Genomic DNA, 25,853 nt, shown 5'->3' with positions numbered 1-25,853 from the left:
CGTGTGGGGGGACCTAATGGGCCTCAACAGAGACTTCCTGATCTATAACGGCGCTTTGCACACGGCTGCCCATGGCCCGGACGAAGGTGTCAAACGTACTCGCATCCCCGGTTGGATCCTCCATTGTCAGAACAAATGCGACCTCGTGATCGCGGTCGCGGGCTGCGACGGGATTGTCCCTGGCGAAAACATCTCGCTCGAATGTACGCGCATACACGCGAAGGCGTCGTGCGCCAAGCCCGGCCGACGACAGCCCGTCTTTGCGCGTACGGTCATTTGGGTGCGTGAACCGCCCCTCATAGCAGCGCGTTGGCTGCCATTTTGCGTCCTCAGATCGCGCGAGGCCCTCGGCTGTCTCGACCGGCAAGCTACCAATGAGGCGCTTCCATTGCCCCGAAGGGTTCTGAAACTGCAGGCCGGTCTGAATACGGCTGGCGAAATAGTTGCCGCTGCCCGTCAGAGTTACCTCCGGTGCGAGGATCGCGGTCAGCCGTAGCCGCCCAACCAAGTGATTGCGGTCGACCATGGTGGAGGGAAGGGCGATATCATGCCAATAGTAATAAGCCCCTGCCTTCATCTGTGCCTTCCACGCCAGAACAACCGAGCCGGGGGGGCTTTCCCACGGCGCGGCGTGAATGATGGGGCTGCCGAAGCCTAGCTCATGGTGAAAAGTGCCGAGGTCGCCTGCTCCAATCAGGATTGCTTTCACTAGATCGGGGCTTGGATCTTTCAAATGCCTCCACGTGTGGGCTGCAAGACGTGATACCAGGGGCGCTGCGTAGCTCGATCCTACAAGCACGCTGCCATCCGGCAGGCCGTGATTTGAAAACCAACTCAGCTCAGGCTTCAGCATGTTGTCGGGACCGAGTCCGGTCCGGCATTCCGGGCAAGCGCCGGCAACCTGGCCATGCTCGTCGTGCGAACGCCCCGTCACTACAATACCCGCCTCGCAGTCGGCTGGCGGAGAGATGCGACACTCATCGCTGCCATCCCTGTTCCCGGCAGAGATCACCAACGTATTGCCGAACCGCCTCGCGATTTGGGACAACGAGTGTGCGAGCGGGCTGACGTCGAATTCATCGCATGCTTCTGCAAGATTAGCGGAAACGTTCCAAACCTTTGTGTTTGGATGATTAGCCATTGCGCTGGCGACATGCCGGAGGAAATCGCTCGGATTGAACAACCATGGCACGCCGTCCGCCGCAACTGCCTGGACAACGCCGACGCGACAAGCCAGAGCAGGAACCTGCAACCCGTTGCCCCAACGCTCAGCCTCGATGATCAACGAGGCCACATGCGTTCCGTGATCGCGAGCCGCGTAGCGATCCGGAACGAGTGGCGGCTCCCTCCATGCGGTCGCATGCTCGTAGCGTCCAGAGAGCATACCTCCGTCAACCACGCCCACAATCGGCGCACCGCGCACATTGGGCGGCTCTTGGCTCGGCAGGCCGATCTGACCGGCCCGCGTCGGCACCATCGGCTGCACCGGCTCCCATTTAACGATCGACCCGGATGCGACTAACCGCCGGAGTACGTCTACCGACGAGCATGCCACGGTTACGAAGTGCTCGCGCTTACCGACAACTGCACGAAGCGCATTGATCGACACGGGAAAAACCGGCGTGGGCATAAGTGCGAAGAGATCCGTGTCAGGTTCGGTTTCGACCTCCTCTTCGTTCTGCGCGAGGCCAGCCCTCCGCCACTCGTGAACCATCTCACGGTGAAGTTCGTTGACAAGGCCCACCCGTGCCGCCTCTGTTCGAAATGGAGCCGGCGCGCCGAGGAAGAGCCGGGCGGCGCCATCGATCACCGTGGCGCGTTGCCAGAGCGCTTCAAAGTCTTCCTCCATGAGATCACTGGCGAGCAGCGAAACGGCTTTGATACGAGATACGTCGACTTTCGTCGCGACTGGGAGCCGTTGACCGCTCAAACGCTGGGCGAGCTTACCGAATGCGGCGATCTTCACCTCAGCAAGATAGCCGCGACGCCACGGCGCGACGAGCTCGGCGTCGTATTCAGCCGAGAAGAGGTCCCGCGGTGTATAGCTAGGCGCAGCTGAGTGCTCGTCCATGGTGACACGGACGAGCACTCGGCCTGCCTTGGCGCAATGCTCCAGCTTTGCGCTGGCGGACAGCGCTCCGAACTGCTTGATGAGCCGCTTGCGCCGACGTTCGAAATGCTCTTCGCGAATATCTTTCGCGCCTTTGCCACCACCTGGAGCAGGTTTCGGCTGGGGCGGCGCGATAAGAGTTAGCAGCGGATTAAGAACGGGCCGACGCGCCATCTCGCATCTCTCCTTGCATTCTCACCCGTTCGTCGAGGGCGCGGACATACTCGTCCACTCTCTGGCGGGAGACGCCTACCAGGCTGGCCATCTGGGCGCGAGTCATCCCAAACGGCAGAAGCGCGCTAACAAGCTGTCTACGCTCTTCCCCGGCCAAAGAACGTCCGGTTGGAACCAACATGGCACCAGACCGGCTGGCAAGAACACACCGAACCAGATCGTCGATAACAACCGGAGCATCACCAATTACCGAGGCACGGCGTGCGCCGAGGGCGAGTTCTCGAATGTCCGCAGGGGAAAGGCCGTCGGAAATCACGCTCAGCAGTTCGCTGAGGCCTAACTCTTCGTCAGGCACGAGGAAGAGTTTCCACAGCTCCGTGCGGAGTTCTGTTCCGGGAAGCTTCATTTCGATCCGGTAGGGGAAGCGCCTCCAGACAGCGGGATCGAGCAGACTCGGATGATTGGTCGCGGCGATCACGACTGTCTGGTCATCAAGGTCATCCAAGCCTTGGATAAGTGTATTGACTACCCGTTTCAGCTCACCGATCTCGCGTTGGTCGTCACGCATTTTCGCAATCGCGTCGATTTCGTCCAAGAACACGAAACCCGAGTGCTCCGAGACGTAATCGAAAATACCCCGGATGTTCTTGGCGGTGTCACCGAGCAAGGACGAGATAGTTGCGTCGAGGCGGGCCACCTGGAAGGGTTTGTTTAAGCGACTTGCAATGTGACCGGCCAGCAGTGTTTTTCCGGTGCCTGGAGGGCCGCACAGGATCAAACGCAAACCGGACTCGATCCCAGCACGCGACAGCCGATCGGCGTGAGTCGCGTCTTCTATAAAGCGGGTGACGACAGCCTCCGTTTCGCGCTCCATGAGGATGGGCGTGCTCGGAAAGGGGTTTTCATCCATGAGTGGCAGCCGGCTGCGGCCGTCCATAGGAAGCTCCTGAACATAGCCAGAGGTTCGGAGGGGAGCGGAACGTCGTCTGAGCACGCCACGAAGGCGGATAGCGTGCTCAGCCTGCCCATCTTCCGACAGTCGGCGTACAAGCTCGGAGCCCGCACGACGCAACGCAGAAAAATCCGCCCCCATGGCCGCTTCGACCAGGCCGATGATGGTGTCTGCGTCCTCGGCTGCAATTCCGCGGTCTTCCGTCCGCTTCATCTCACCGTCCAGTGGCTTTGCCTTAGCCATATTCATCCACCTGCAAGCTTTTGACGCGCCCCGTCCCTTGACCACCCTTATGCAACAAAGTAAACCCATATTGCAAGGGATGCGACCTAATTTGAGCTAAATGGGCAGGATAGATGCAACAGGATTTGCCATTTGAGCAAGGACCTGCGGAAGCTGGCGCAGCTGCTGCGGCAGACGCCCGTCGCCTTGCGCTCGAGGTCATTGCCACGCTCGTCAACATAAAAAAGACGGCCGCAGATCAGTTGCTGAGGAAGGCCGGCGTCAGCAACGATTTGATCCGCCGTTTCCTCACCGAAAAAGATCCAATCACCGGTGAAAAGCGGTCCAAGAGGGAGGCGGGCATTGTGGTGCTCGATGAACTCGCGCGCGCCGGCATGGATGCCGAAGTCGTGCGCCGCTTGATCGCGATCGCGGCCGAGTGGGATGCTTTCCACCTCGCACAGGATGAGTACAAAGCTCGAGCGGTAGTGCAGAAAGCCCGCGAGATTGCGGGCGTCCTCGCTGAAGCAGATGCCCGCGAGCGAACGTTAGAAGAGAAGCGAGCACGTGAGAACGAAGCTCTGCAGCGAAGACAAGCCGCCCAGGTGCTTCAGCAGCAAAGCGACCTGCTGCTTGCCCAATTCGAGCATGCATCGGTTGACGAGGACGTCCACAAGCGCGGCTATCTCCTTCAAGATATGCTCAATCGGTTATTCGACCTGCATCGCTTTCCGGTCACGCGCGCGTTCCAACGCAACAGCGGCGGGGAACAAATTGACGGTGCATTCGAGTTTGAGGGTTGGCACTATCTCGTGGAATGTCGCTGGCGCGCGAGACTCGCAGACATCCGCGACCTGGACGGCCTTCTTGGGCAAGTGAGACGGTCCGGTCGACAAACGATGGGCCTATTCCTCTCGATCAACGGGTGGTCCGAACACGTCGCCGGCCTGCTTAAGCAGAACCCGGACAAGAGCATTCTTTTAATGGAGGGTTACGACCTGCGCGCCGTCCTGGCGCGGCAGGCAGACCTGCGAGAACTCATGAAGGCTAAGGTGCGCGCCCTAAACCTCGACTCCGAACCCTACTTTTCAGTGGCACGACTGGTGAGATAGCCGCTGTCTGGCGTCTAGTTCAAATCTATTTGGATGACGACGAGCATGGCATGCCGTTTAGGGTCGCCACCCACAGTTCGATGCAGGCTTCACGGCGCCTGCAAAGCCGCCATAGCATTCGGATCCCAATCGGGCCTGCCAGACAATCGGCTCGACGAAATTGGTCTTTACGTTAGAGGTTCTGGCCTCACGACATCCTTGTAGAGATGTTCGAGGCCTTCCTACAAGAAGGATGATGTCATGCCTGCTGTCTCAGACTGGACGGGCGTTCACGTCCCAGCCTGCCAGCGCTGATAGCGTCCTTCAGGATCGTGGATGCCCGAAAGATTGGGTTTGGCCTTCAGCGCCCAGATCTTTCTGGCCAGCGCTTCAAGACCGGAGGCGTGCTCGGGCCTCCAACCGCGCCGAATAGCCCAAGACTTGATGTTTCCGGATTGGTCGGCATGTCCCTTGGTTCTAAGGATACTTAGGATTTCGTTTGCCATACCCTTGTCACGAGGATGCCCCAGGCCTTTTGACAAGTTAATCACACTCGATAGCGTTTCGAGGGCGCGCACGAATACAGCGTCGTCAATCAACGTGGGCCGCGGAGCCTGTTGCGCTTGGCCATGCACGGCAGCCCCCCAGCGGGCTACCCAGTCGTCCGCCCCTCCGGGGATGTCCGGAACAGCCACTACGCCAGCGATGTTATTCAGACCGTCGACGTAGTCCAGGATCTTCGGCTCCGCATAGTAGACGACCACTACCGACTTACGCGGCGGGTAGCGCCAGCTCTTCATGGTGGCGGCATGCAAGCGACCTCCCCCCGACAGAGCTATCGGTCCCTTGGCAAGAGCCTTCACGTTACGCGGACCCAAGAACTGAGAGAGGCTCGTGTGGTCCAACTGGTGCTTGGTATGCACAAGCAGGATAACGTCCTCTACGCCCTGTCCAACTTTCTCACAAATCTTATGGGCGTAACCCAGCGCAAGTTGAAGCGCTTCGGCCTCTTGGCTATTCACCGGTACCAGGATGCGAATGGGCTTGGTCATATCTTCTCTTTGGCTTATTGGCTCCCCGGTGCGAGATGGAAATCTTCGCGAGCTACGCTATGAACCGCACCGTCCAAATAAACAACCAAAAACGGGGCTTCCCTTTGTCAGACGAAAACCGCACCAGCCAAGTTCGTCTTATCGAGCTCACAGCCGACATCGTTTCCGCCTACATCAGCAAGAACTCTGTGCCTGCCGGGTCGCTCCCCGATCTGATCGAGAGCATCAACGCGTCACTCTCAAAAATCAGACAGCCGACCGAACCCGAGACGCCGACCCAGGAGCCCGCTGTCAATCCCAAGCGGTCGGTGTTTCCTGACTACATCGTCTGCCTTGAGGACGGTAAGAAGTTCAAGTCGCTGAAGCGCCATCTCAACGTACACTATGGGCTGATGCCCGACGAGTATCGTGAGAAATGGGGCCTCAAGGCAGATTACCCGATGGTGGCGCCGAACTACGCCGCCCAACGGTCGGCGCTGGCGAAGTCGAGTGGCCTTGGGCGCAAGACCGCGGTAAAGCCAACGAAGAAGGCGGTCAGGCAGCCGGGCCGCAGGGCTTGATCGCTTTGCATTCTGCCGGACGGACGGTTTAGCTACAAACATTGGCGACGTTAGCTAGCCAGCGTTGCTGAAAAGATCGTCGCGGTACCGATTGAAGCCGGTCTCCGATTGCCCAAGCCCGAATACGTAGGCGCCGGCCGGGTCGCGCCGATGTTGCCTGTGCGCCCCGTAACCTCGGCGGCCTCAGAGACTCGCCAAACCCAAGCTGATACCCCGCCTGAGCCACGGTTTCTCAGAGTTTTCTCCGGAGGGTTTCCACTGTTCTTAGCCATCAGGGACGCATTTAGGCGCCCTTGATGTAGACGAGAATGTCAGATCGTCATTTCCTAAGTGAAAGATATACGGAGAGCAGGCCCGTTAACGATCCGATGATGCCGACAACGACGCCTGACCATGTGATGGCCACGTCACGCCGTTCGCGTTTTTCCTGACGGATCGCCTTCCTGATTTCTGAATAACCGAACGTCGTGAGATGCCAGGTCAGCAGTTGGTGTGATTGTCGCCAGCGCGGGCTCTCGTTGGTGGGGCTTTCAAAAGGAACCTCCAGCCGCATCGCTTTCCGCAATATCCTGCGTGTTTTGATTTCCTTGATCTGGTCGTAATACAGTTCGCTTTCCCACTGTCGCTGGTCGGCTATCTTCTCGCGGTCTTTTTCCTTGCCGCCTTCGGAGAGTTTCAGTTCGTAAGCTCGGTCGATCTTCCTGATGTTTGCAAGATGCCGACGGATTTCAAATGTTTCCCGCAAGCGCAGTGGGAGCCACATATCGTTTCTCTATCCTAGCAACGTCCCGAACAGGCCATAGAAGAGATGCCATGTCCATGACGTGCGCGTCTCGACAGTATTAAGGCACTGGATGTCGGGCAGAAGTGGAGCGCTTTGGTTCCTGCACATGCCGAGAAGCAGTGCATATCGCTGGTTCTCCACTAGCACCAAGCGATGGCAGCTGAACGCGAGTCCAGCTGCCAGCACGATGATCAGTAAGTTTCGCATCTCAAGCCTTGAGAACGCTCTCGGCGTTGGCGCCGGCCAGCGGGTAAGGTCGGCCAAGTTTGTCCCAAGCCTCAAGCTTTGGGCCGTAGAAACTCGCGGTAGGGAAATGACTATTGAGGTTGGCGTTTGTCACCTTAACAAATTTCCAACGGTCATCGTCCCGGAGAAACCGCGCATATCCCATGAACTTGGTTTCGTTGTTGCCATCAAACCCAGGGAACGAGGCTTCCGGGGGGATGGGCTTCTTGGCGTCTACGTAGGGACGCTGAAGCGCGTCATACATGTTCATCACATCATTAACGTATCTGCATTCGGCCTCGGAGAGCCCATCGAAGATGTAATCTGTGAGGGAGCCGTATTCGCCAGCTAAACCATCCTGGACGATTTTCGCGGCTCGATCCCAGCCGCCCTTTGGGTCAAGCTTTTGAAGGATCGTATACTGATTGGACAAAATAAGGCGCTCCGTTTTCGAAAACATTCCAGACTCCTCTGATGAAAGAGCTAGGACCAAATCAGCAAAAATGCGGCAGTGCAATACTGCCGTTTATTTAGTTTTGAGCTGTCTGATATTACGATCGGGGCCTTGATACCGGCGTCGGCGACGGTAATTTTCAACGGAGACCTCTAGACGGGAAATCGAAGATGTAGTCCACGGCCGGATTGATCCACATCCTCGGCAGCGGCTTGGGCGTGCGCTTGGCGAGGTTGAAGCGCTCCTGGTAGGCATCTCCAGGCCCGGTGGGTCATCCAATCATGCTGCTGCGGCGGCTCGGGCCGGCCTAGGACTTATCTGACAAAGTTTAGGCCTCGGCGCTCAAACCGGGGTCTACGTTATCCCAATGTCTACCGCCCCGACCTCTCTGGCAAGTCCTCCATCATGTGTGCGAACAACACCGAGAACGACAGGAAGTTACCAATCGGGACGAACGCGCGGTAAACAGCCCTCGCCTGCGATTGGGCCATCTCCTCACCTCTCAAGACCTTCGTGGTGGGCTCGCACAGACGTTTGCGCCTCGGTGATCTGGTCGAGGACCGGAGCACCGAACAGGGCACCCGCGGCGCCTCACTGGCCCGAGCGGAGCCGAATTGTGGCCCCGGCGAGGTCATGAGCAACGCGCTGTCCAAGAGCATCGGAAGCACCGACGCCGTGGCCGAACGGGCAAAGCCGTTTTTGGCGACATAGGGTCAAAGGTCTCATCGAAGTACCTGTCGTAGCCCTCATCCATTCCGAGCCCTGCGGAGCTTGGGACAGCACATTCATCGTCGCTACGAGGATGTCCACTTTTGAGGTCTAAGGCCCTCGGAACGGCAAGTTTCGGCGCAAGGCTGCCGGCGAGAATGCACCTAGTCCGAATGTGCCTCTCGGCTGAAGCTCATCTTGCTGCTTGAGCCAGAGTATCGGAGCTACCGGTTAGCGACGACTGGATCTACGAGATCAAATATGACGGCTTTCGTACCCAGTTGCTCCTCGCCTAGGGCCGTATGCGAGCCCTCACCAAGAACGGACGCGACCGGTTGAAACGCTGCTGGGCTGTGATAGTTGCGGTCGAACAGTTGCGAAATCCTTCATCCTCGACGGCGAGATAATCGCGCCCGAGCCGGATGGCCGGCTCGACTTTCAGGCTATCCACTCCCCATGACATGGAACGCCGAGCTTCTGGCCGGGAGCGGCTCTGGCGGCGGTTCAGAAGGCGAGGCGGATCGACGGCCGGTCGGGTGCGCCTAAGTCTGTAATCGAGCCAACGTGAAGTGGGTCAAACTAGGTCTCAACGCCCCTGTCAGACATCTGCATGCCGATCTGAAGCTTCGCCACACTACGCTGCAGGACTTCAGCTAGGAGGCGCGATCGATTTCGGTATATAATTATTACCAGCGTCGAAAAGACCGGGATCCTTGGTTGCATTCCACTCGGGGCTATCGAAATACGTCAGGAGAGGCTTTAGCGACTCTTTGGCGATGGTTTTGACAGTGCTCTGGTCCACAACGACCCCCTTCTTTTGAAAGGCCTCAGTTATGGATGAGGCGAGCATTGCCGTGTCTGGTGCTTGCTTCTGCACCTCTGCCAAGGCCGTTCGGGCCTTTAACAAGTCGATCTGAAGCTCCGAAATCTTTTGGTCCCGCTCCGTGATTTGCAGCTTGACCCCCTCTACCTCAAGAACCACATCAGTCCATTTGAACATGCTGAGGAGCACAATTCCAGCGAACAAAAGTGCGAGGGCAAATGCTCCAACTTCTGTCTTTCTATGATATTTCCAAGCTGGCAATCCCCACGAAACCAATCCTATCACGAATGCGATAGAAGTCATTATTAGAACTGCTTTAGGATCCATTTTTCCCGCCCTCCCTCAAAAGTACATGACGTTAAAGGGAATGCAAACTATAGCAAGTGCCCAGGTGATCCGAACCGGGGCCGATCCATGAATTTCGACCAACAGCAGATTGATGCCCTTGTAGCAAATCCGACAGAGTCGCTCAGCGTAGAAATGAAGCAGTGGATCGACCCCGGCACCATATTGGGGAGGGTAAAGATCATCCGCGCCGTCTTCGCTCTGCGCAATCGCAACGGCGGATTTCTCGTAGTCGGGTTCGACGACCAAGGGACTCCGGACGTCGCTAACCAGCTAGCCGACCCGCGTGTAAGCTTCCACATTGATGTTATCCTTGGGTTGGTTTCGCGATACGCCCAGGAATTGTTCGAGGTTGAGGTTGGCTTCTCGGCGCGAGAGGGCGCTGAGTACCCAGTTATAATTGTACCACCTGGCGTTCAAACGCCCGTGGCTGCTAAACGGGATTTGGTCGATGGCGAAAGTCGGCCTATCAAAATTGGCGACGTCTACTTTCGAACATTGGCCGCCAACGGCACGCCAAGTACCGCTGTAGCAAGGCCCGAGGATTGGCGCGAGATCATTAGGATCTGCTTCGATAATCGCGAAGCTGATGTCGGCCGATTTCTTCGCCGACAAATGGCGGGCCAGGATCACACCACGCTAGCATCGGTGCTATGGGGAATTGCAGATGGTGCGCCAATAGTCCCAGCGGGACCAACTCTAGAGGATCGAGCGAGGGGGCTGTTTGACGATGAGTGAGTCGCGGTTTCGGGGAGCACTCAAAAGGCTTGGTCTTGCCGACGACACGAACGTCGCACGGATGGCCGCGTCACTGACTTGGGAAGTCGCCTTGGCCGTTGATCCCGAATGGGAGGCGGGCGTGCCGGACAAGGACTTCCTCGGAAAGGTATTGGGGAGCAACCCCAGCTACACAGGCTGGCCAATCTGGCTTGACTCACGCTCCTTCAATAAGGCGTCGAGCAGACCCGAGGTTCACGGCGGGGCCTGGGAAGCGATCATAGCCTCCACCTCTGGAGACTGGGCCCACTTGGACTTTATGCGCCTCGACCCCCGCGGTAGGTTCTATCTTCGGCGAGCGTTGCAAGATGACCTAACCCTGAAGGTCGCTCCAGGGACCGCCTTGGATCCGATCACTACGATTACGCGCGTCGCAGAAGCTATAGCGGTGGGCATCGCCATCGCCAACGCGCTCATTGGTGGTGAGGGCGAACCACGCCGGCTTGGCTTTGCCTTTAGATGGAGGGGGCTTGCTGATAGGGTACTGAAGACCTGGGCAAATCCTGAGGTCATGATGATCGGCGAACCTCGGGCTCACGATAACGAGGTATCGACCTACGTCGAACTCCTTTCAGACACGCCTGTCAGCGCCATTGCACCGGCAGTACAAAATGCAACTCGCGATCTCTTTGCTCTATTCGACGGTGAAATGATCCCGCCGAACCTCGTCGAAGATTGGTCGAACCGGCTAATCGAGCGACGTTTGACATAAAGGTCAAAGCTTCATCTCCCGCACCAGGTCCTAGTTCTTGCAGTGGAACCAGAAGACCAGCTTCTCAGCGGAGTCGATCGCCGCCCTGGGCCAGTCGGTGGTGCGGGCGGCGACAACCCGCCCACGATTGAAGAGTCGCGTCCCACATTGAGCTGTGGACCGGCGTTGATTTGGAGGTGGATGACACGCTCGCGCTGGCAAGAATATTCGGGTGGCTCAGGAGGCCTACGAGAAGATGTTGAAGGGTCAGGCTGGCCGCATCGCGAAGCTACGACACGGGTCGTGGGTCATATTGCCGATTAAACACGTCGATCATAATCAGGCTAAGAGGAATAGTCGAGCCACGCTAGGCACGCTAGAGGAGTGGTATGTCCTCCTGGGCAACTGCTATGCGTGCGATCACATTGGGATGCTCGACCGGTGGGAGCTTCAGCGCCGGCTCGGTCGAGACACTCGGATCAAATCATTGGAGGTGCGGCTGGTATGCACGAGGCGCGGGAACAAGGAGCACAACGGGTTCTGCATCGCGAAGCAGAGACGGTGATAGTCGTGCAGTAGCGAGGTGCCGGCTAAGCATCATTCACCGACTTCGGGTGGTTCATGAAATCCCAGGAACTTTTAAGCAACCATCCGGCCTTTTTCCCCTTTTCCAAGAGTGTAATTATATATCTCGTTGTCGGGGATGCCTCGTGTAACAGCCGATGCAACTCAGACGCTCGCAGTGGCGATACCAATATGGCTGCGTCAGGTAAAACTGTTTGCCAGTTAACCACTTCTGGTATGCGATCAATAATTTTCAATACATCTTCAAGATGTATCTGAGAGCTGTCAACAACGAACAAATACGAACTCAGGTCGTTCTCGTCAGTCATTGGTGCGCTCGGAAGATGTAGGAAATCTTTCCATTTCTACGGGAAAGCTCTCTCTTTTGTTGTCTATTGTTAGTTCGGGATTTCCGCTGCTAGGAAGAGCCGAGGCGTCGATTGGGTACCTGGATTGCTTGGATAGAATTGTAAGTCTCTGCTGTTCAATAAGGTATTCCTCCGAGTGGAGTCTCTTAGGGTCCTTCCGTGCGAAGTACCGAAACTCCCACAGAGTGTAGACCGGGACCGCAACTGCAACGAATATCAGTGGGAGCGCTAACAATGGTTGCTCTCTGAATGCGTATGCCGCTGGCACAAAGACAGGCAAAACCATGGCGTTAAGCCACAGCAAAGGGTTCATAACATTTCGTACTCTGACCGCCTGGGCTTTCGACAGCGCCTCACTCCAAAAACCCCGGTCTTCGATCAATGGCCTTCATCCAATTGGTAAACGCGAGAATACCTGCTCCGGACTATAGCCAATCGCAATCGTAGCGCTAGGCTGTGACGACCACATAACGTTCGATACTGCAGTTCGAAACCCCAGGCGGTGGCGATGGCCTTGGCCACCTTGATCTGCTCGTCAGTGAAGACCCGCTGGCCTGCGTCCTCGCCGACATCGATCACCAGCCCGTAGACCTTGGGGAAGAACTTCGAATGGATCTCGCCGTCGAGCAGCTGCTGCGCGAAGTGCGGGAAGCCATCGGTGAGCGCGCAGCCCTTGCTGTAGAGCTTGCCGACCTTGATGACGACATCGGGCGCGTCCCGATGGACGAAGGCCTTGGAGAAGGCCCCGCGGCCGATCTGGTGGTATCCTTGCGACCGCAGTGCGGTCGCGCTGAAGCAGGCGTGGCGCCTAGCATGATTGATCTGCTTGCGCATGGTGCTCTCCTCGGGCAACAAAAAGGCCCTCGCTGGTGGCGAGGGCCTTGGGGTGCTCCGGTCTCGCGGGAGCGGCTCGGTCCACGCTCATGCGGTGGAGGGATCACAAGTTTAGGTCGTTGCAGACCCGCGTTCAGCTATGAGCGGATGTAAAGTTTCGTGTAGCGCTTCTGTCATGTTGTATGTTATAGAGGATCCCGCACGAGCTATAGCTCGGATTGTGAGGGGGGATTGCTATGAAGCCTCGTCTCTGCGCACTGCTAATAGTCGCATCTCTGGCCGCGTTGCTTACGTCATGCGCTACTCATCCGCGAAAATTTAATGGCAGAGCGGTTCCAGATCACAAAGAGTTAGCGTATAGCGGATGCGTTCGCTATGACGGCTACTATCACGTCTGTAATATTAAGATGGTTATTGAGGCGAGCTATCTAGGTCCAGGTTATACGGCATGGTCATTAGATTTTGACCCGTCCAATGTTTACTGGAGTAAAAGAGAAGACCCGTACTTGTTCGTCGACTTCATGACAGCGACCGGTGGCCGGTTGCCGGTTCCCGACGGCCAACGCGTTTCGGCACACAAGTGGAATACTTTCTGCCAGGCGCCGCACCAGGTGCGCGACGGCACTATAGCGGTACCCTACGCTGATTTTGTAACCCAAGTTGATCATATTATCCCGTCTGTGTCGGGTGCCAGCGGCCCCATGGGCCTTTGCTAGAGCGCGGCCGAAGCCGAACTAGACGAGCTGCCTGGCGATGAGTGCCACCATCTTCTCCGGCTTGGTGCTGGAGAGGTCGGTGAGCGCGCACCAGTAGTGGGGGCCGACCTTGAGGTAGGTCGCGGCGATCTCACCAGTCAGGCGCTCGCAGAGGCGGAAGCCTCCGGCGCAGCAGATGGACGGGAGCAGATTGAGGAACTCGTCGTAGATTTTGTTATCAATTTGCCAGAACTTGCCCAGCATCCACTCCGCAGGCTGACCCTCGCGCTGGTAGCGATTGAGGTTCACGTATTGGAGCGGTGCGGTCGCCCTTGGCGCTAGGAAGCTGGAACATTTGGCTTGTCCCATGTGAGTCGAAGACCTGGACGAAATACTCAGTCTCACCGCGCGGATCGCCCACGGGGTGGACGAAGACCCGGTTACGACCGTTCTTCTCCCAGCCGGTGACGATGTATTTCTCGTCGCGGAATGAGGTGACCTCGTCACCTTTCTTGACCGGGCGGCCATCGGGGTGGAACAGGTGGCGGTTCATGCGGCGTCCTTTCTGAGCCACTGGTCGAAGGTCTTCTGGGCGGCCTCGTCAGTCATGCCGCAGACGCGGATGCCGGCCATGAGCGGAGCCAGGCACCAAGCGCAGCCCTCTTCGAGGAGGAAGAACTCGAAGTCCTCCATGTTGGCGAGCTGGTGCTGGGAGACCATGAAACTACGCTTGCGATACGAGTGCATGATCGCCTTGCCGTAGTCCTGGGCCTGCTCCGGCTCGGCATGCTTGCGGAGTCGGGCATACTCGTCGTGGGCGAGGCAGCGGGCGTCGACCACAAAGCCGCCGTAGCCTGAGCAGGAGAAGCAGAAGCCCCCGGCTCGGTTGGTGCGGGAGGAATTGGTTCCGCCGGTGCCCCAGAGGGCTTCCGCGATCGAGCGGGCTTGGGAGTGGGTGAGCATGGCAAATCTCCGCCTGCGCCTCGCCCTGGGCAGGGCAAGGACGGGTTGCTGTTGCAGTTGCAGTTGCTGTTGCTGTTGGTAGGCTTTAGGTGGACGTGGCGGTGGCGCGGCGCAGGATCTCGGCCACGACCTCGGGCCGATACCATTTGGCGAGCTCGACCTCGTCGATATTGCCTTCCTCGACCAGCATCTGGATCTCCTCGACCTCTTGGTCGGTGAAATCGGCCGTTGCGGTGTCGCGGGGATCACGCCACGTCACGGCTGGGAGATCTTGGTATTTGTAGTCGCGCTCCTTCACCACTTTCCAGTGGTGGGGCTCGATACACCGTGGCTCAAGGCAGGTGGGACGGATTGAAATCCGTGGGAAGTCCACCAGATTGAGCAGGATACGGGTTGGGTTGCCGTAGTGGCGCATGACCGGTCGGCGGCCACGCATTGGGCCGTCCCAGATCAGGTGGTTGCCCTCAATGTGGGATTGCCGGGTCACTCGGTCTTTGAGCGGGGTCTTCGGTTTGGCCATGGGTGCTCACATAGTGTCGCGGGAATAAGGAGAACAGTGTGGGGGGCCAATTCCACAGACCATTTCTTTATACATACTATAGTCAAATTTTTTGGCCGCGACTGCGATTTCATATACCGTTCTGTTCTCCTTATTCTTTCCCCGCGTTGGGGGAAGGGGAGAGAAATAAAAGATCTTATAATAGGGGGAGAAGCCAAGCATTTATAATGGCATATCCAAGTTTCTTGATCTAGTGATTGACTTCGACCGCCTCGAGCACTCTACCGGCCGGTCTGCGAACACTGGCCTCGTCGAGATAGCGGATGGCTTCGAGCTGGTTCTTCTCGATGGCTTCAACCGTTGCTCGACCTCGGCCAATAAGCGTGATGCATAGTCATTCCCCCGTGATTGAGCGCGCCGCCAGTTGGAATATATTCCCAGTCCAACAGGAGCGCGCGTCAGAAAAACTTGGTGGGGGCCCGATTTGGTCCATCGCCGACGCCTGTGCGAGCTGGTTGAGGCAGCGTGGGCCTTTGGTCTCCGCGCTCTTGCGATGAAGTCCTGCGCAAGGTGTTATGCGATCACGCTGAGGATCTGTCCGCGCACGTCCATGACCAGTCGTTAAACCTGATGTCCCTGCCCCGCTGGCGCCTACAGAACTCGACCTCAACTCCGCAGAGTTGAGCTGATGCGATCGCTGCTGCAGCGACGGGCGGACTAGGCGCAGGCGCCTCTACAATTTCAGTCAAGTTTCAGCCTCTGCGACCCGATGGCCGTGAGGCATTGGGCGAAGAAGACGGCGGTGAAGCTCCCCCGTGACAGCTTGTTGGCGATGTTCACCTCTTTTTCGTGAACGCCGATGTCGGCCAGCTTTTCCACCAGGTCAGCGTAGCTGAGCCCCCGTAGCTTTAGCTCAGCCTTTACCAGCCCGCTGAGCAGCCGTTGCCATTCGGTCTCGGTCATCGGGACATTCTCCGCGAAAAAAATGTTGCTCGACCTGTTGCGCGGCGCGGCTTCATATTTATCTATCTCAAATCTTCAGTTTTATACTGATAAAGATACATTAGACACCGCTCAAACTCGATTAGGAACCCACAACATGACCATCAACCATACAACGGCAAATCTGCTGACGGATCTCCTGCGCGAACTCTCCTCGGAGTTGGATCTGCACTACGACGACGTCGACCTCCACGCCTGTGGGTCGACCATCAAGACTTTGGAACGGGCCGCCAAGGTGATGACGGATGCCGGATACGAAGCCCCCGAAGTGTACCACCACCTAGTGGACCGGTTCGAGCGAGCGACTCGTCCTTAACATAGCGATCCGACAGCCGAATTTCACGGCGTCCAGCCACCCTACTCCACAGGACTTTCAAAATGACAGAGCCGTTCGAACCCTCCATCCCGAGCTCCGACTATCTGGCCCTGGCGCGTGAGCGACAAAGGGCGGAAACATCGACACTGAACGAGGAGCTGGCCCAGATGCTCGACGACGACTACGCCTTCGGCCTAAACCAAGAGCATGTCGACGTCCTGATCTATCCGGCCAACTGGAGCACCGCTGTACGCAGTGAGAGCAGAAGGCCGCGAGTGTTCCTGCACGCCAGGATCAACCAGAAGCGCAACGCGGAGATCAACTGGGCGCGTGGCGACCACGACATCGTCTATGACGAGGACTTTCTGGCCAGGTACGTCAACGCGGCTCAGTCCGCTGACTCAGTCCCATGGCGAGGCATAGGGGAACTGATGTGGTGGAAGGGCTACGAGCTCTTGGTCAGCAATGCAATCATTCGGAAATCGCCTGTGGCCATTGCTCTCCTATACGCCCACGCAGCCGCCCTCAATAGTCTCGCTTCCGTCCTTGCCCAGCACGTGAACCTGGTAGGAGCAATGGCGCTCAAGTTCACGTATCAGGATGGGGAAATAATCTCGGCGGACTTCGTGCCGACCATTCCGGCTGATCGGTTCCAGGAGATGATCAAGGAGCGAGGCCAGCGGAAGGCGGCAACCCTTCGAGAGGCCGTTGAGCGTATGGGGAAGTTTGATCCTGAGGGTCCTGAATGACTCTCTCGCACTCTACTACCTCTCCTTCCTCCGATGTCTGTCCAATGCTCGTCTCCGATGCCACGTTGGCCCGCGGCTCTCGCTGCACTTCGGATATGCCGCTCGGAAGGCGTACCCTACGATCCCACCTGCATCGAGCGGATGGCACCTCTCGGCCAAGCTGTCCCGCTACAGGCGCGAGGAGCAGCAGTATGGTCAGCTGGTTTTGAGCCGGGATTTCCGGCCTGCAGCTCCGCCGGCGGTCGGAAGGTTTTGGAACCGGCTCGGCCGCGGATCTTTCGATCACCTGCGCGCCTCGAGGGGACGAGCGGAAGGGGTGGACGATTTTATCACCGCCGGAGCCGCCTAGAGCCGGGAATAGGCCTACCTTCGGCCCGCACAAATTTTTGCTCTTTCGGGTAATAGCACTCGCCGACGCGCATCCCGCAGTCAGAAACAGCGTCTCCCCCTATAGTACCACGCTCATGACCCGTGGAAGCGCGACATCCGCCAAACTAGATCGAGGTGCGTCCCACATAGATTGAGCCCGAGACCGTATGAAGCGACCGTCAAGCCGACTGCCAGACAACCTCGCACCTGTTGCGGTCAATCTGGACCAAGCTGCCGCGCTCATTGGGATCGGAACGTCTTTGTTCACCCAGCTGGTCGCCGCCGGACAAATGCCGGAGCCACGGCCGATTGCTTCACGCCTGCTTTGGGACGTGGAGGAGGTCGTTGCCGCTTTCCGGGCGATCCCTCATCGGGGCGAGCCTAACCGATCGGGCACATCGTCCTCATCAACCAACCCCTGGAATTGATGCCGAGAAAGCTACCAAAAGGCGTTTCCCACGATCGTGACCGACACGGAAACGTGCGCCTGTACTTTCGCGCCTCCGGTCGTTCCAAGGTTCGATTGCGGGAACGACCGGGAACGAAAGAGTTTGAGGTCGAGGTGGCCTGCGCTCGGCTTAACGTTCCCTACTCGTCCCTGACAGCCAGCGGCGCTGCGGACCGACATGAACAAGTCTCCCAGCGGTCTTTTCGGTGGCTCTGTCAGGAGTACAAGCGACGTGTTCGGCTCTCCCCGAAGATCCTAACCCGGCGGTCATCGGTTCTCGATGAGATCTGCAACAGCAATCACAAGAGTGGGAGCAAGCGGGGGACACTCCCGTTTGACCTTTTGGAGCGCAAACACGTCCTTGAAATTCGTGATGAACTCCGTTCGACGCCAGGCGCCCAGAATGAGGTCGTGAAGGTCATCTCGGCCATGTATGGCTGGGCCGTTGAGAACGAGATAGTCCGTAGCAACCCAGCCCTCGGCATCAAGCGGCTCAAGTCTGGCGATGGATTTCACACATGGTCTGTCGATGAGGTGCGCCAGTTTGAGGCCCGTCACCCACTGGGCAGTAAGGCACGTCTGGCACTGCACCTGGGACTCTTCACCGGTTTGCGTCGACAGGATCTTGCGATCCTTGGCCGCCAGCACGTCAGAAACGGGTGGCTACATATCCGCCCTCAGAAGACCAGCAAGTCATCGGGCGTGGAGGTGGAGCTCCCCATGCTTCCCCACTTGAAAGCAACGATCGACGCCAGTCCCTGCGGTGACCTGACCTTTTTGACGTCGGAGTGGGGAAAACCATTCACCGTTAATTCACTTGGTAACAAAATGCGCGACTGGTGTGACCAAGCCGAGTTACCCCATTGCACCCTTCACGGGCTCCGAAAAGCAGGAGCGACCATTGCGGCGGAGAATGGCGCCACTGACGAGCAGCTCATGGCGATCTTCGGGTGGACCACCAAGCAGCAAACGACGCACTACACAAGGAAGGCACAACGCCGCCGGATGGCCGAACATGCAGCCCATCTCCTGGTTATCCCGGAACAAAATCGGGACAAAATTGTCCCACCGAAAAAGGTGAGGAACAGCAGTGGGACAAAAACGAGAAAAAACCCAGACGGCTCAACACCTGCATAAAGGTGGTGGTGCCCCTAGCCGGGATCGAACCAGCACTCCTTGCGGAACTCGATTTTGAGTCGAGCGCGTCTACCAATTCCGCCATAGGGGCTCAGGCCGGGTGGCCTGGATGGGCGCGGACTATACGGTCGGAGGCCTGTTCGTCAACTGGCCAAATCTCGAGATCATCGGGATGCGACCAATCTTCGCCTTTTGATTTCGTTACCGCGCTGCCATTGTGCGGCGCGGAAAATCTTTCTAGACAGGCGGCGCATCAAAGCGAGGCGCGTCCCAGCGGATGGATGGCGCGCTTTGGGTCTTTGTTTTGTGCATGCCATTGCCCCGAAACCGCTACGCACCGTTTGGGCGACACGCATAGGAGTGCCGATGCTTCGCGGACTTTACGACTGGACCTTGTCGCTGGCGGCCCGGAAATCCGCGGAATGGTGGCTTGCCATCATCGCCTTCATTGAAAGCTCGTTCTTCTTCGTGCCGGCCGATGTACTCTATCTGCCGATGGCGTTGGCACGCCCCGACCGCGCCTACCGCTATGCGCTGACCGCCACGGCCGCCTCGGTGCTGGGCGGCGTCGCCGGCTGGATGATCGGCTATTTCGCCTACGACACCATCGCCCGTCCGATCCTGGAGCATTTCGGCGGCCTGGAGACCTTCGAGCGCTGGCAGAATTCTGGCATCGGCCTGATGCTGGTGCTGCTCGTTACCTCCGGTCTCGCGCACCTGCCGCCGATCAAGGTCGTCACCATCCTTGCGGGCGCCCTGCACGTCAATTTGTTGATCTTCATCATCTCGGCCATCGTCGCTCGCGGCGCGCGCTTCCTGCTCTTGGCGTGGCTGCTGCGCCGCTATGGCGAATCGATCCGCGAATTCATCGAAAAGCGCCTCGGGCTGATCGCTGGCGCCGCGGCCGCTGCCCTGATTTTGCTCTATATCGTCGTCAAATACGCGTTCTAGTCCATGTCGCCCAAAAAGTGCCCCGCGGTTTTGGGACAACGACATGGATAAAAAGGCGAACGGCCGGCGAACTCAACGGACAAAAACCCCATGACAGCGACCATGAATGCCGACACCGGACGCCAGCGGACGCGGACCGCCCTGTTTCTCGCCGTCGCCATGGCCGCGACCGTCGGGTCGGCGCTCGGCTTCCAGTACATTGGCGGCTACATCCCTTGCCATCTCTGCCTGGAGCAGCGCACCCCCTATTATATCGGCGCGCCGCTGATGGTGCTGGCGGTGATCGCCTCGATGCTGCGCGCGCCGGCCTGGCTGACGCGCGGCCTGCTGGGCATTGGCGGCTTGCTGATGCTCTATGGCCTCTATCTCGGCGTCTATCACTCCGGCGTCGAGTGGCAGTGGTGGGCCGGCCCGACCGATTGCACGGCGGGCGCCGGCCCGGTCGACACCGGCGGCAAGGGCGTGCTCGACGCGCTCGACAAATTCGTGCCGCCCTCCTGCGACAAGGCGGCACTGCGCATCCTGGGCCTGTCCCTGGCCGGCTGGAACGCCATCGCCAGCCTTATCCTGGCCGCCGTCGCCTTCCGTGGCGCGTTTGCCAAGGACTGATCTGGCGCGGCGCGAGATCGTTCAAGAATTCGGCAGGCTGAGTCGGATGAAGTGATTTTCGAGAACCGGAGCGGAGCGTACTAAAGTACGTGAGTACCGGAAGCGCAGACAATCGCTTCAGGCGGCCAGCCTCCCGAATTCTCGAACGATCTCAAGGTTCGAGTTCGACGTCCCAGTAGAGATAATCCATCCAGCTTTCGTGCAGATGGTTCGGCGGGAACAGGCGGCCGTTGTTGTGCAGATCATGCACGGTCGGCTGATAGGGCTTCTGCAGCGGCCACATCTTGGCATGCGCCGGCATCATGCCGCCCTTCCTCAGATTGCAGGGCGAGCAGGCCGCGACGACATTCTCCCAGGTCGTCGCACCGCCGCGATGGCGGGGGATGACGTGGTCGAAGGTGAGGTCGTCGGGCGTGCCGCAATACTGGCACTGGAAGCGGTCGCGCAGGAAGACGTTGAAGCGGGTGAAGGCCGGGTGCCTGGACGGCTTCACATAGGCCTTCAGGCTGACCACGCTCGGCAGCTTCATCGAGAAGGTCGGCGAGGACACCGCATGCTCATATTCGGCGACGATGTTCACCCGGTCGAGGAACACCGCCTTGATGGCGTCCTGCCAGGACCAGAGCGACAAGGGGTAGTAGCTGAGCGGACGGTAATCCGCATTCAGCACCAGTGCTGGAAGCCCATCCGGAGATACGGCAACCGTCACGTGTTTACCTCCTTGGTTCTAGACCCGAACGGCGCGGATACTGTAAGCCCGACATGACAGGGATGTGAAGCGGATTGTCGCTTGCCCAAGGCGTCAAAAAACCCCGATTTTTATGCTTTTTTGTAGATTCAGGACGGCGGCGCTGCGTCCCGCCCCCTGGTTTCGCGATAATAGGACCAGAAAAGCCGCGATGCGACACCTCGCCACGGGCTCCATGATTCGGCCAATGCGATCAGTGTTTTCTCCGGCGGACGCGGGTCGATGCCGAGCGCGTGACCGACCGCGCTCTGCAGCGCAACGTCACGCGCGGGGAAAATGTCGGGGTGCCCGGCGGCGAATAGAAGGTACACTTCGGCCGTCCACGGGCCGATGCCAGGCACCGTCGTCATCGTCGTGATCGCCTCCTGAGCATCCAGCGAACAGAGGTGATGGAGGTCGAGCCCGTCCGCCACGGCCTGGGCAACCGCGATCAGGCCGCGCTGCTTGGGCCGCGACAGGCCGGCCTCGCGAAACATGTCCTCGCCGGCGGCCAGGATCGCCTGCGGCGTCAGCGGATCGACCAGCTTCGTCAGCCGCCCGAAGATCGCATCGGCGCTGGCCCGCGACACCTGCTGCGAGACGATGATCGACGCCAGGCTCCTGAATCCCGGCTCGGAAAGCCTGAGCGGCACCTCGCCGGCCATGCCGCGCACCTTTTCCAGGCGCGGGTCGATAATGCAAAGCGCATCGAGCCCGCGGGCAATGTCGTTCAGTGTCGCGATTCGTTGCATGGTATCCTTGCCCACCAATGTGCAGCAAAGTAGCAACCGCCAAAAGCACAGCACAACCCGATTGCCGCCTCAGACATGACGCTCCTGACATTCCGCTTCGCGCCCAGCCCCAACGGCGAACTGCATCTCGGCCATGCCTATTCGGCGCTGCTCAACCAGACGCTCGCAGAGGCCCGCGACGGCCGCCTGCTGCTGCGCATCGAGGACATCGACACCACGCGCTGCACGCCGCAATTCGAGGCCGGCGTGCTTGCCGACCTGAAATGGCTGGGCCTTGGCTGGGAAGAGCCGGTACGCCGCCAGTCCGAGCATTTCGCCGAGTATCAGGCGGTGCTCGACCGGCTGATCCGCGAGGACCTCGTCTACCCCGCCTTCATGAGCCGTGGCGAGATCAGGGCCTTCATAGCCGACAGCGAAAAGCGCGGGCGCGACTGGCCGCGCGATCCCGATGGCGTGCCGCTCTATCCCCCCGTCGACAAGGCGCTGCCGGTGAAAGAACGCAAACGGCGTATCGCTGAAAACGAACCCTTCGCCTGGCGGCTTGATGTCGATGCCGCTGTTGTACGTGTAGGCAGGGACCTCGCATGGACCGAATTCAGCGATGATACGCTATCGGCGACGCGCTCGGTCGAAGCCCGCCCGCAGGACTGGGGCGACGTGATCGTGGCGCGCCGCGACATCCCGACCAGCTACCACCTGGCCGTCATTGTCGACGACGCGCTGCAAGGGGTCAGCCATGTCGTGCGTGGGCAGGACCTGTTTTCTGCCACCGGCGTACAGCGCCTTCTGCAGGAATTGCTCCAGCTGCCGCAACCGGCCTATTTCCACCATCGGCTCATCCTCGGGCGGGACGGGCGAAAACTGTCGAAGAGCCTTGGCGACACCGGCCTTGCCAAGCTGCGGGAGGCCGGCGCATCGCCGGACGATATCAGGCGGATGGCCGGCCTCTGAGCGTGGCAAAAAGCTCTGGCAAAAGCGCGCCGCACGCACTGCCGATTGAATTCCCGTGATGCATGGATCAATCGTTTCGTTTTGCGCCTCGGGTTGAACGGGATTAGAGCAGCGCCACGGTCAGTTTCTCACCAGCGTAGCGGTCTCCGGAAAATGCAAAGCATCAAGCGGTTCATCCCCGCCACATTCGTCGTCCTGTGGGCGACCGGCTTCATCGGCGCGCGCTATGCCATGCCATGGGCGGAGCCGTTCACCTTCCTCGCCGCCCGTTTCGTCATAGCGGCCATCCTGCTGGCAGCCCTGATGCCCGTTCTGGGTTCGAAGCGAGCTACCCGCAAGGAGGCGCTGCACGCCACCGGCGCCGGCGTGCTGATGCATGGCGTCTATCTCGGCGCCGTCTTCTGGGCCATCCACAGGGGCATGCCGGCCGGGTTTTCGGCCCTGATCGTCGGCCTGCAACCACTGATCACCGCCGTGCTTGCCGGCAAGTTCCTGGGCGAGGCCATCCTGCCGCGCCACTGGCTTGGCCTTGGCATCGGCCTGATCGGCATCGTCATCGTGCTGTGGCCAAAGCTCGGCGCGCTCGGCGGCGGCGTGACCGCGGCGACGCTGACCGCCTCGCTGGTCTCGGTGCTCGGCATGAGCGCCGGCACCATCTGGCAGAAGCGTTTTGCTTCCGGCGGCGACCTCGTCGCAGCAACCATGTGGCAATATGTCGGCGGCGCCTCGCTGATGATCCTGGCCGCGCTCGCCTTCGAAACGCACACCGTCATCATCAATGGCGAACTGATCTTCGCCATGGCCTGGCTGGTGCTGGTGCTGTCGCTCGGCGCCATCTTCCTGCTGATGGTGATGATCCGCGACGGCGAAATGTCGAAAGTCGCCTCGCTGTTCTACCTGGTGCCGGCGGTGACGGCGATCATCGCCTGGGCGCTTTTCGACGAACAGCTCAACGCGTTGCAGATCGTCGGCATGGCGATCACCACCTTCGGCGTCGGCCTGGCAACGGCGCGGCAGACCAAGGGAAGAATTGAGGGATTGAAAAGAACTGAGGAATTGAGGAATTGAGGAAAAAGCACACGGCGCCAGATATGGCCGCCTTTTTCCTCAGTTCTTCATTTCTTCAATTCCTTAGTTCCTCATTTCCTCAATTCCTCAATTCGGCACCGCCTCATCCGACCCGGGCACGCGCCTCGAGATAGCGGCTGATCGCAGCGTTGAGCTCGCCGCCGAGGATGAAGATCGCCGAGACGATGTAGAGGAACACCACCGCGATCATGATCGAGGCCAACCCGGCGTAAGTCGTCACATAGGACGAGAAATGGTCGAGATATGTGGCGAACATCGTCGAGCCGATGAGCCATGCGGCCAGTGTGAAGACGATGCCCGGCACCAGCGAGACGAAGCGGCGCTTGCCGGCCGGCAGCCAGTAGTGCACGGCAAACAACCCGCCGATGATGACGGCCGAGGCGATGACGTAGCGCCACAGCGTGATCGTGCCGGTATAGGGCTTTATCCATTCGAAATGCGCTTCCGCCAGCCGCGCCAGCAGGGGTGCGAACACCAGAAGCACGCTGATCGCCAGGAAGCCGGCCGTCGCGATCAGCACGAAGAAGATGCTCTGCACCCGGCGGTAGATGATGCCGCGCGTCTCGGTGACACGATAGGCGCGGTTGAGCGAGGTGCGCAGCGCCTCTATGCCGTTCGACGCGAAATAGGCGGCAAGCAGCACGCCATAGGTCAACAGGTCGGTGCGCCGGACGGTCAGCACGTTCAGCACCTCATGCGCGATCGGCTTGGCGATCTGATCCGGCCAGGTGTCGAAGACCAGGTGCACGGCCGTGTCGGCAAAGGCCTGGGCGCCGAGGAAGCTGCCCAGCGTCGTGGCGAAGATCAGGAAAGGAAACAGCGCCATCAGCGAGGTGATCGCCAGATGGCTGGCCATCGCCCAGCCGTCATCGGTGTTGAAATGGCCGAGCGCGTCGTAGAGCACGCGGCGCAGGGCGACAATATTCCGCAACAAGAACCCGCGTTCCCTTCGATTGTCTCGACGCCGCGAATATGGGAAGTGAATGCGGCAAATGGCAACCCTTGGCGAAACCACGAGTCCGACGGCGCAGGAATTGCGCACCATCATCGTCACCGGCGCCTCGTCCGGCATAGGTGCATATTGCGCCCGGGCACTCAAGGCGCAAGGCTGGCGGGTCTTTGCAACAGCCCGAAAACCCGAGGACATCGCCGCGCTCGAAAGTGACGGCATCGAGGCTTTCTACCTCGACTACAGCGAACCGGGCTCCATTGCCGCCCTGGTGACGGCGGTGTTCGAGCGCACCGGCGGCCGGCTCGATGCCCTGTTCAACAACGGCGCATACGCCCAGGCCGGCGCGGTCGAGGATCTGTCGGTGGCCGCGCTCAAGCAGCAGTTCGAGGTCAATTTCTTCGGCTGGCATGATCTGACCAGCCGTCTCGTGCCGGTGATGCGCCGCCAGGGTCACGGCCGTCTCGTCCATTGCTCGTCGATCCTCGGTCTGGTGCCGGTGCGCTTTCGCGGCGCCTATTCGGCATCCAAACATGCGCTCGAGGCGCTGATGCTCTGCCAGCGTCAGGAACTGGACGGCAGCGGCGTCCATGTTTCGCTGATCGAACCGGGGCCGGTGAAATCGAAGATCGCCAGCAACGGCCTCCCCTGGTTCCTGAAGAACATCGACATCGAGAATTCCGTGCACCGCGCGGACTATGCCGCGCAGCTGGAGCGGCTGCGCGCCGGCGGCAGCCAATCGGCGTTGAAGCCCGGGCCGGAAGTAGTCCACAAGGTTCTGCGTCATGCCCTTCTGTCGCGGCGCCCGCGTCCGCACTATGTGGTAACGGTGCCGGCTAAAATCGGCGCGGCGCTCAAACGTATCCTGCCGGCTTCGATGCTCTACCGCCTGATGGCCAAACGCGCCTGAACG

27 protein-coding genes and 1 tRNA gene are annotated in these 25,853 nt (G+C 59.3%); 12 read left to right on the top strand and 16 right to left on the bottom strand.

Features of this window, described 5'->3' with window-relative positions:
• Positions 1–13: 13 nt before the first annotated feature.
• A complete protein-coding gene (locus tag JG747_RS08200; protein WP_202361547.1) occupies positions 14–2,284 on the bottom strand; it encodes a S8 family serine peptidase in 2,271 nt (756 codons plus the stop codon).
• A complete protein-coding gene (locus JG747_RS08195) occupies positions 2,262–3,479 on the bottom strand; it encodes an AAA family ATPase (RefSeq protein WP_202361546.1) in 1,218 nt (405 codons plus the stop codon). Before JG747_RS08195 ends, JG747_RS08200 begins: the two co-directional genes overlap by 23 nt.
• Positions 3,480–3,592: 113 nt before the next feature.
• Here JG747_RS08195 and JG747_RS08190 point away from each other — a divergent pair, with 113 nt between their 5' ends.
• Complete coding sequence (locus JG747_RS08190) at positions 3,593–4,570, top strand: hypothetical protein (RefSeq protein ID WP_202361545.1); 978 nt, start codon at positions 3,593–3,595, stop codon at positions 4,568–4,570.
• 269 nt (positions 4,571–4,839) lie between these two features.
• Here the strand turns inward: JG747_RS08190 and JG747_RS08185 are convergent, their stop codons facing one another.
• Positions 4,840–5,601, bottom strand: coding sequence for a hypothetical protein (locus JG747_RS08185; RefSeq protein ID WP_202361544.1), 762 nt, complete (start codon positions 5,599–5,601; stop codon positions 4,840–4,842).
• 59 nt (positions 5,602–5,660) lie between these two features.
• Here JG747_RS08185 and JG747_RS08180 point away from each other — a divergent pair, with 59 nt between their 5' ends.
• Complete coding sequence (locus JG747_RS08180) at positions 5,661–6,161, top strand: MucR family transcriptional regulator (RefSeq protein ID WP_202361543.1); 501 nt, start codon at positions 5,661–5,663, stop codon at positions 6,159–6,161.
• A 319-nt stretch (positions 6,162–6,480) separates the two neighbouring features.
• Here the strand turns inward: JG747_RS08180 and JG747_RS08175 are convergent, their stop codons facing one another.
• From JG747_RS08175 to JG747_RS08165, 3 genes are all read right to left on the bottom strand, one after another.
• On the bottom strand, positions 6,481–6,924 hold the full coding sequence (locus JG747_RS08175; RefSeq protein WP_202361542.1) for a hypothetical protein: 444 nt from the start codon (positions 6,922–6,924) through the stop codon (positions 6,481–6,483).
• Positions 6,925–7,153: 229 nt separating this feature from the next.
• Complete coding sequence (locus JG747_RS08170; protein ID WP_202361541.1) at positions 7,154–7,630, bottom strand: YfbU family protein; 477 nt, start codon at positions 7,628–7,630, stop codon at positions 7,154–7,156.
• 1,351 nt (positions 7,631–8,981) lie between these two features.
• Positions 8,982–9,482: a hypothetical protein gene (locus tag JG747_RS08165; RefSeq protein WP_202361540.1), complete on the bottom strand. Its 501-nt coding sequence runs from the start codon at positions 9,480–9,482 to the stop codon at positions 8,982–8,984.
• Between the two features lie 87 nt (positions 9,483–9,569).
• Here JG747_RS08165 and JG747_RS08160 point away from each other — a divergent pair, with 87 nt between their 5' ends.
• Both JG747_RS08160 and JG747_RS08155 read left to right on the top strand, forming a co-directional pair.
• Positions 9,570–10,238, top strand: coding sequence for an AlbA family DNA-binding domain-containing protein (locus JG747_RS08160; protein ID WP_202361539.1), 669 nt, complete (start codon positions 9,570–9,572; stop codon positions 10,236–10,238).
• Positions 10,231–10,989 (top strand): hypothetical protein, encoded by a 759-nt coding sequence (locus tag JG747_RS08155; protein WP_202361538.1) that lies wholly within the window; start codon positions 10,231–10,233, stop codon positions 10,987–10,989. Before JG747_RS08160 ends, JG747_RS08155 begins: the two co-directional genes overlap by 8 nt.
• A gap of 1,289 nt (positions 10,990–12,278) precedes the next feature.
• Here JG747_RS08155 and JG747_RS08150 read toward each other — a convergent pair.
• The 6 genes from JG747_RS08150 to JG747_RS08125 form a co-directional block, all read right to left on the bottom strand.
• Complete coding sequence (locus JG747_RS08150; protein ID WP_202361537.1) at positions 12,279–12,734, bottom strand: hypothetical protein; 456 nt, start codon at positions 12,732–12,734, stop codon at positions 12,279–12,281.
• A 734-nt stretch (positions 12,735–13,468) separates the two neighbouring features.
• A complete protein-coding gene (locus JG747_RS08145; protein ID WP_202361536.1) occupies positions 13,469–13,693 on the bottom strand; it encodes a hypothetical protein in 225 nt (74 codons plus the stop codon).
• Positions 13,668–13,982: a hypothetical protein gene (locus JG747_RS08140; RefSeq protein WP_202361535.1), complete on the bottom strand. Its 315-nt coding sequence runs from the start codon at positions 13,980–13,982 to the stop codon at positions 13,668–13,670. The genes JG747_RS08145 and JG747_RS08140 overlap by 26 nt, the downstream gene beginning before the upstream one ends.
• Positions 13,979–14,392: a hypothetical protein gene (locus tag JG747_RS08135; RefSeq protein ID WP_202361534.1), complete on the bottom strand. Its 414-nt coding sequence runs from the start codon at positions 14,390–14,392 to the stop codon at positions 13,979–13,981. The genes JG747_RS08140 and JG747_RS08135 overlap by 4 nt, the downstream gene beginning before the upstream one ends.
• Positions 14,393–14,477: 85 nt before the next feature.
• Complete coding sequence (locus tag JG747_RS08130) at positions 14,478–14,912, bottom strand: hypothetical protein (protein ID WP_202361533.1); 435 nt, start codon at positions 14,910–14,912, stop codon at positions 14,478–14,480.
• Positions 14,913–15,632: 720 nt separating this feature from the next.
• Positions 15,633–15,854, bottom strand: coding sequence for a DUF6471 domain-containing protein (locus tag JG747_RS08125; protein WP_202361532.1), 222 nt, complete (start codon positions 15,852–15,854; stop codon positions 15,633–15,635).
• 22 nt (positions 15,855–15,876) lie between these two features.
• Here JG747_RS08125 and JG747_RS08120 point away from each other — a divergent pair, with 22 nt between their 5' ends.
• From JG747_RS08120 to JG747_RS36845, 3 genes are all read left to right on the top strand, one after another.
• On the top strand, positions 15,877–16,209 hold the full coding sequence (locus tag JG747_RS08120) for a hypothetical protein (protein ID WP_202361531.1): 333 nt from the start codon (positions 15,877–15,879) through the stop codon (positions 16,207–16,209).
• A 62-nt stretch (positions 16,210–16,271) separates the two neighbouring features.
• Entirely contained in the window at positions 16,272–16,958 is a 687-nt protein-coding gene (locus tag JG747_RS08115; RefSeq protein ID WP_202361530.1) for a hypothetical protein, read from the top strand.
• A gap of 1,228 nt (positions 16,959–18,186) precedes the next feature.
• Entirely contained in the window at positions 18,187–18,912 is a 726-nt protein-coding gene (locus JG747_RS36845; RefSeq protein WP_244748349.1) for a tyrosine-type recombinase/integrase, read from the top strand.
• Positions 18,913–18,918: 6 nt separating this feature from the next.
• On the opposite strand, the gene JG747_RS08105 is transcribed toward JG747_RS36845, so the two are convergent.
• Positions 18,919–19,003 (bottom strand) — tRNA-Leu (locus JG747_RS08105).
• A gap of 275 nt (positions 19,004–19,278) precedes the next feature.
• On the opposite strand from JG747_RS08105, the gene JG747_RS08100 reads away from it, so the two are divergent.
• Complete coding sequence (locus tag JG747_RS08100; protein WP_064980999.1) at positions 19,279–19,863, top strand: YqaA family protein; 585 nt, start codon at positions 19,279–19,281, stop codon at positions 19,861–19,863.
• Between the two features lie 90 nt (positions 19,864–19,953).
• Positions 19,954–20,472, top strand: a complete 519-nt coding sequence (locus JG747_RS08095; RefSeq protein WP_064981001.1) for a disulfide bond formation protein B — start codon at positions 19,954–19,956, stop codon at positions 20,470–20,472.
• 151 nt (positions 20,473–20,623) lie between these two features.
• On the opposite strand, the gene JG747_RS08090 is transcribed toward JG747_RS08095, so the two are convergent.
• Both JG747_RS08090 and JG747_RS08085 read right to left on the bottom strand, forming a co-directional pair.
• On the bottom strand, positions 20,624–21,181 hold the full coding sequence (locus JG747_RS08090; protein WP_010911702.1) for an HNH endonuclease: 558 nt from the start codon (positions 21,179–21,181) through the stop codon (positions 20,624–20,626).
• Between the two features lie 128 nt (positions 21,182–21,309).
• Positions 21,310–21,951, bottom strand: coding sequence for a DNA-3-methyladenine glycosylase family protein (locus tag JG747_RS08085; RefSeq protein WP_027047429.1), 642 nt, complete (start codon positions 21,949–21,951; stop codon positions 21,310–21,312).
• 75 nt (positions 21,952–22,026) lie between these two features.
• On the opposite strand from JG747_RS08085, the gene gluQRS reads away from it, so the two are divergent.
• Together gluQRS and JG747_RS08075 are read left to right on the top strand one after the other, a co-directional pair.
• Positions 22,027–22,902 (top strand): tRNA glutamyl-Q(34) synthetase GluQRS, encoded by an 876-nt coding sequence (gluQRS, locus tag JG747_RS08080; protein WP_202361528.1) that lies wholly within the window; start codon positions 22,027–22,029, stop codon positions 22,900–22,902.
• Between the two features lie 153 nt (positions 22,903–23,055).
• Complete coding sequence (locus JG747_RS08075) at positions 23,056–23,970, top strand: DMT family transporter (RefSeq protein ID WP_019861379.1); 915 nt, start codon at positions 23,056–23,058, stop codon at positions 23,968–23,970.
• A gap of 103 nt (positions 23,971–24,073) precedes the next feature.
• Here JG747_RS08075 and JG747_RS08070 read toward each other — a convergent pair whose 3' ends face one another.
• On the bottom strand, positions 24,074–24,925 hold the full coding sequence (locus JG747_RS08070; RefSeq protein ID WP_027047430.1) for a YihY/virulence factor BrkB family protein: 852 nt from the start codon (positions 24,923–24,925) through the stop codon (positions 24,074–24,076).
• Positions 24,926–24,983: 58 nt separating this feature from the next.
• On the opposite strand from JG747_RS08070, the gene JG747_RS08065 reads away from it, so the two are divergent.
• On the top strand, positions 24,984–25,850 hold the full coding sequence (locus tag JG747_RS08065) for an SDR family oxidoreductase (protein ID WP_080643828.1): 867 nt from the start codon (positions 24,984–24,986) through the stop codon (positions 25,848–25,850).
• Positions 25,851–25,853: the final 3 nt, after the last annotated feature.

Source organism: Mesorhizobium sp. 131-3-5, from assembly GCF_016756575.1.
Lineage (GTDB): Bacteria > Pseudomonadota > Alphaproteobacteria > Rhizobiales > Rhizobiaceae > Mesorhizobium > Mesorhizobium jarvisii.
This window is presented reverse-complemented; position numbering and strand designations above follow the sequence as displayed.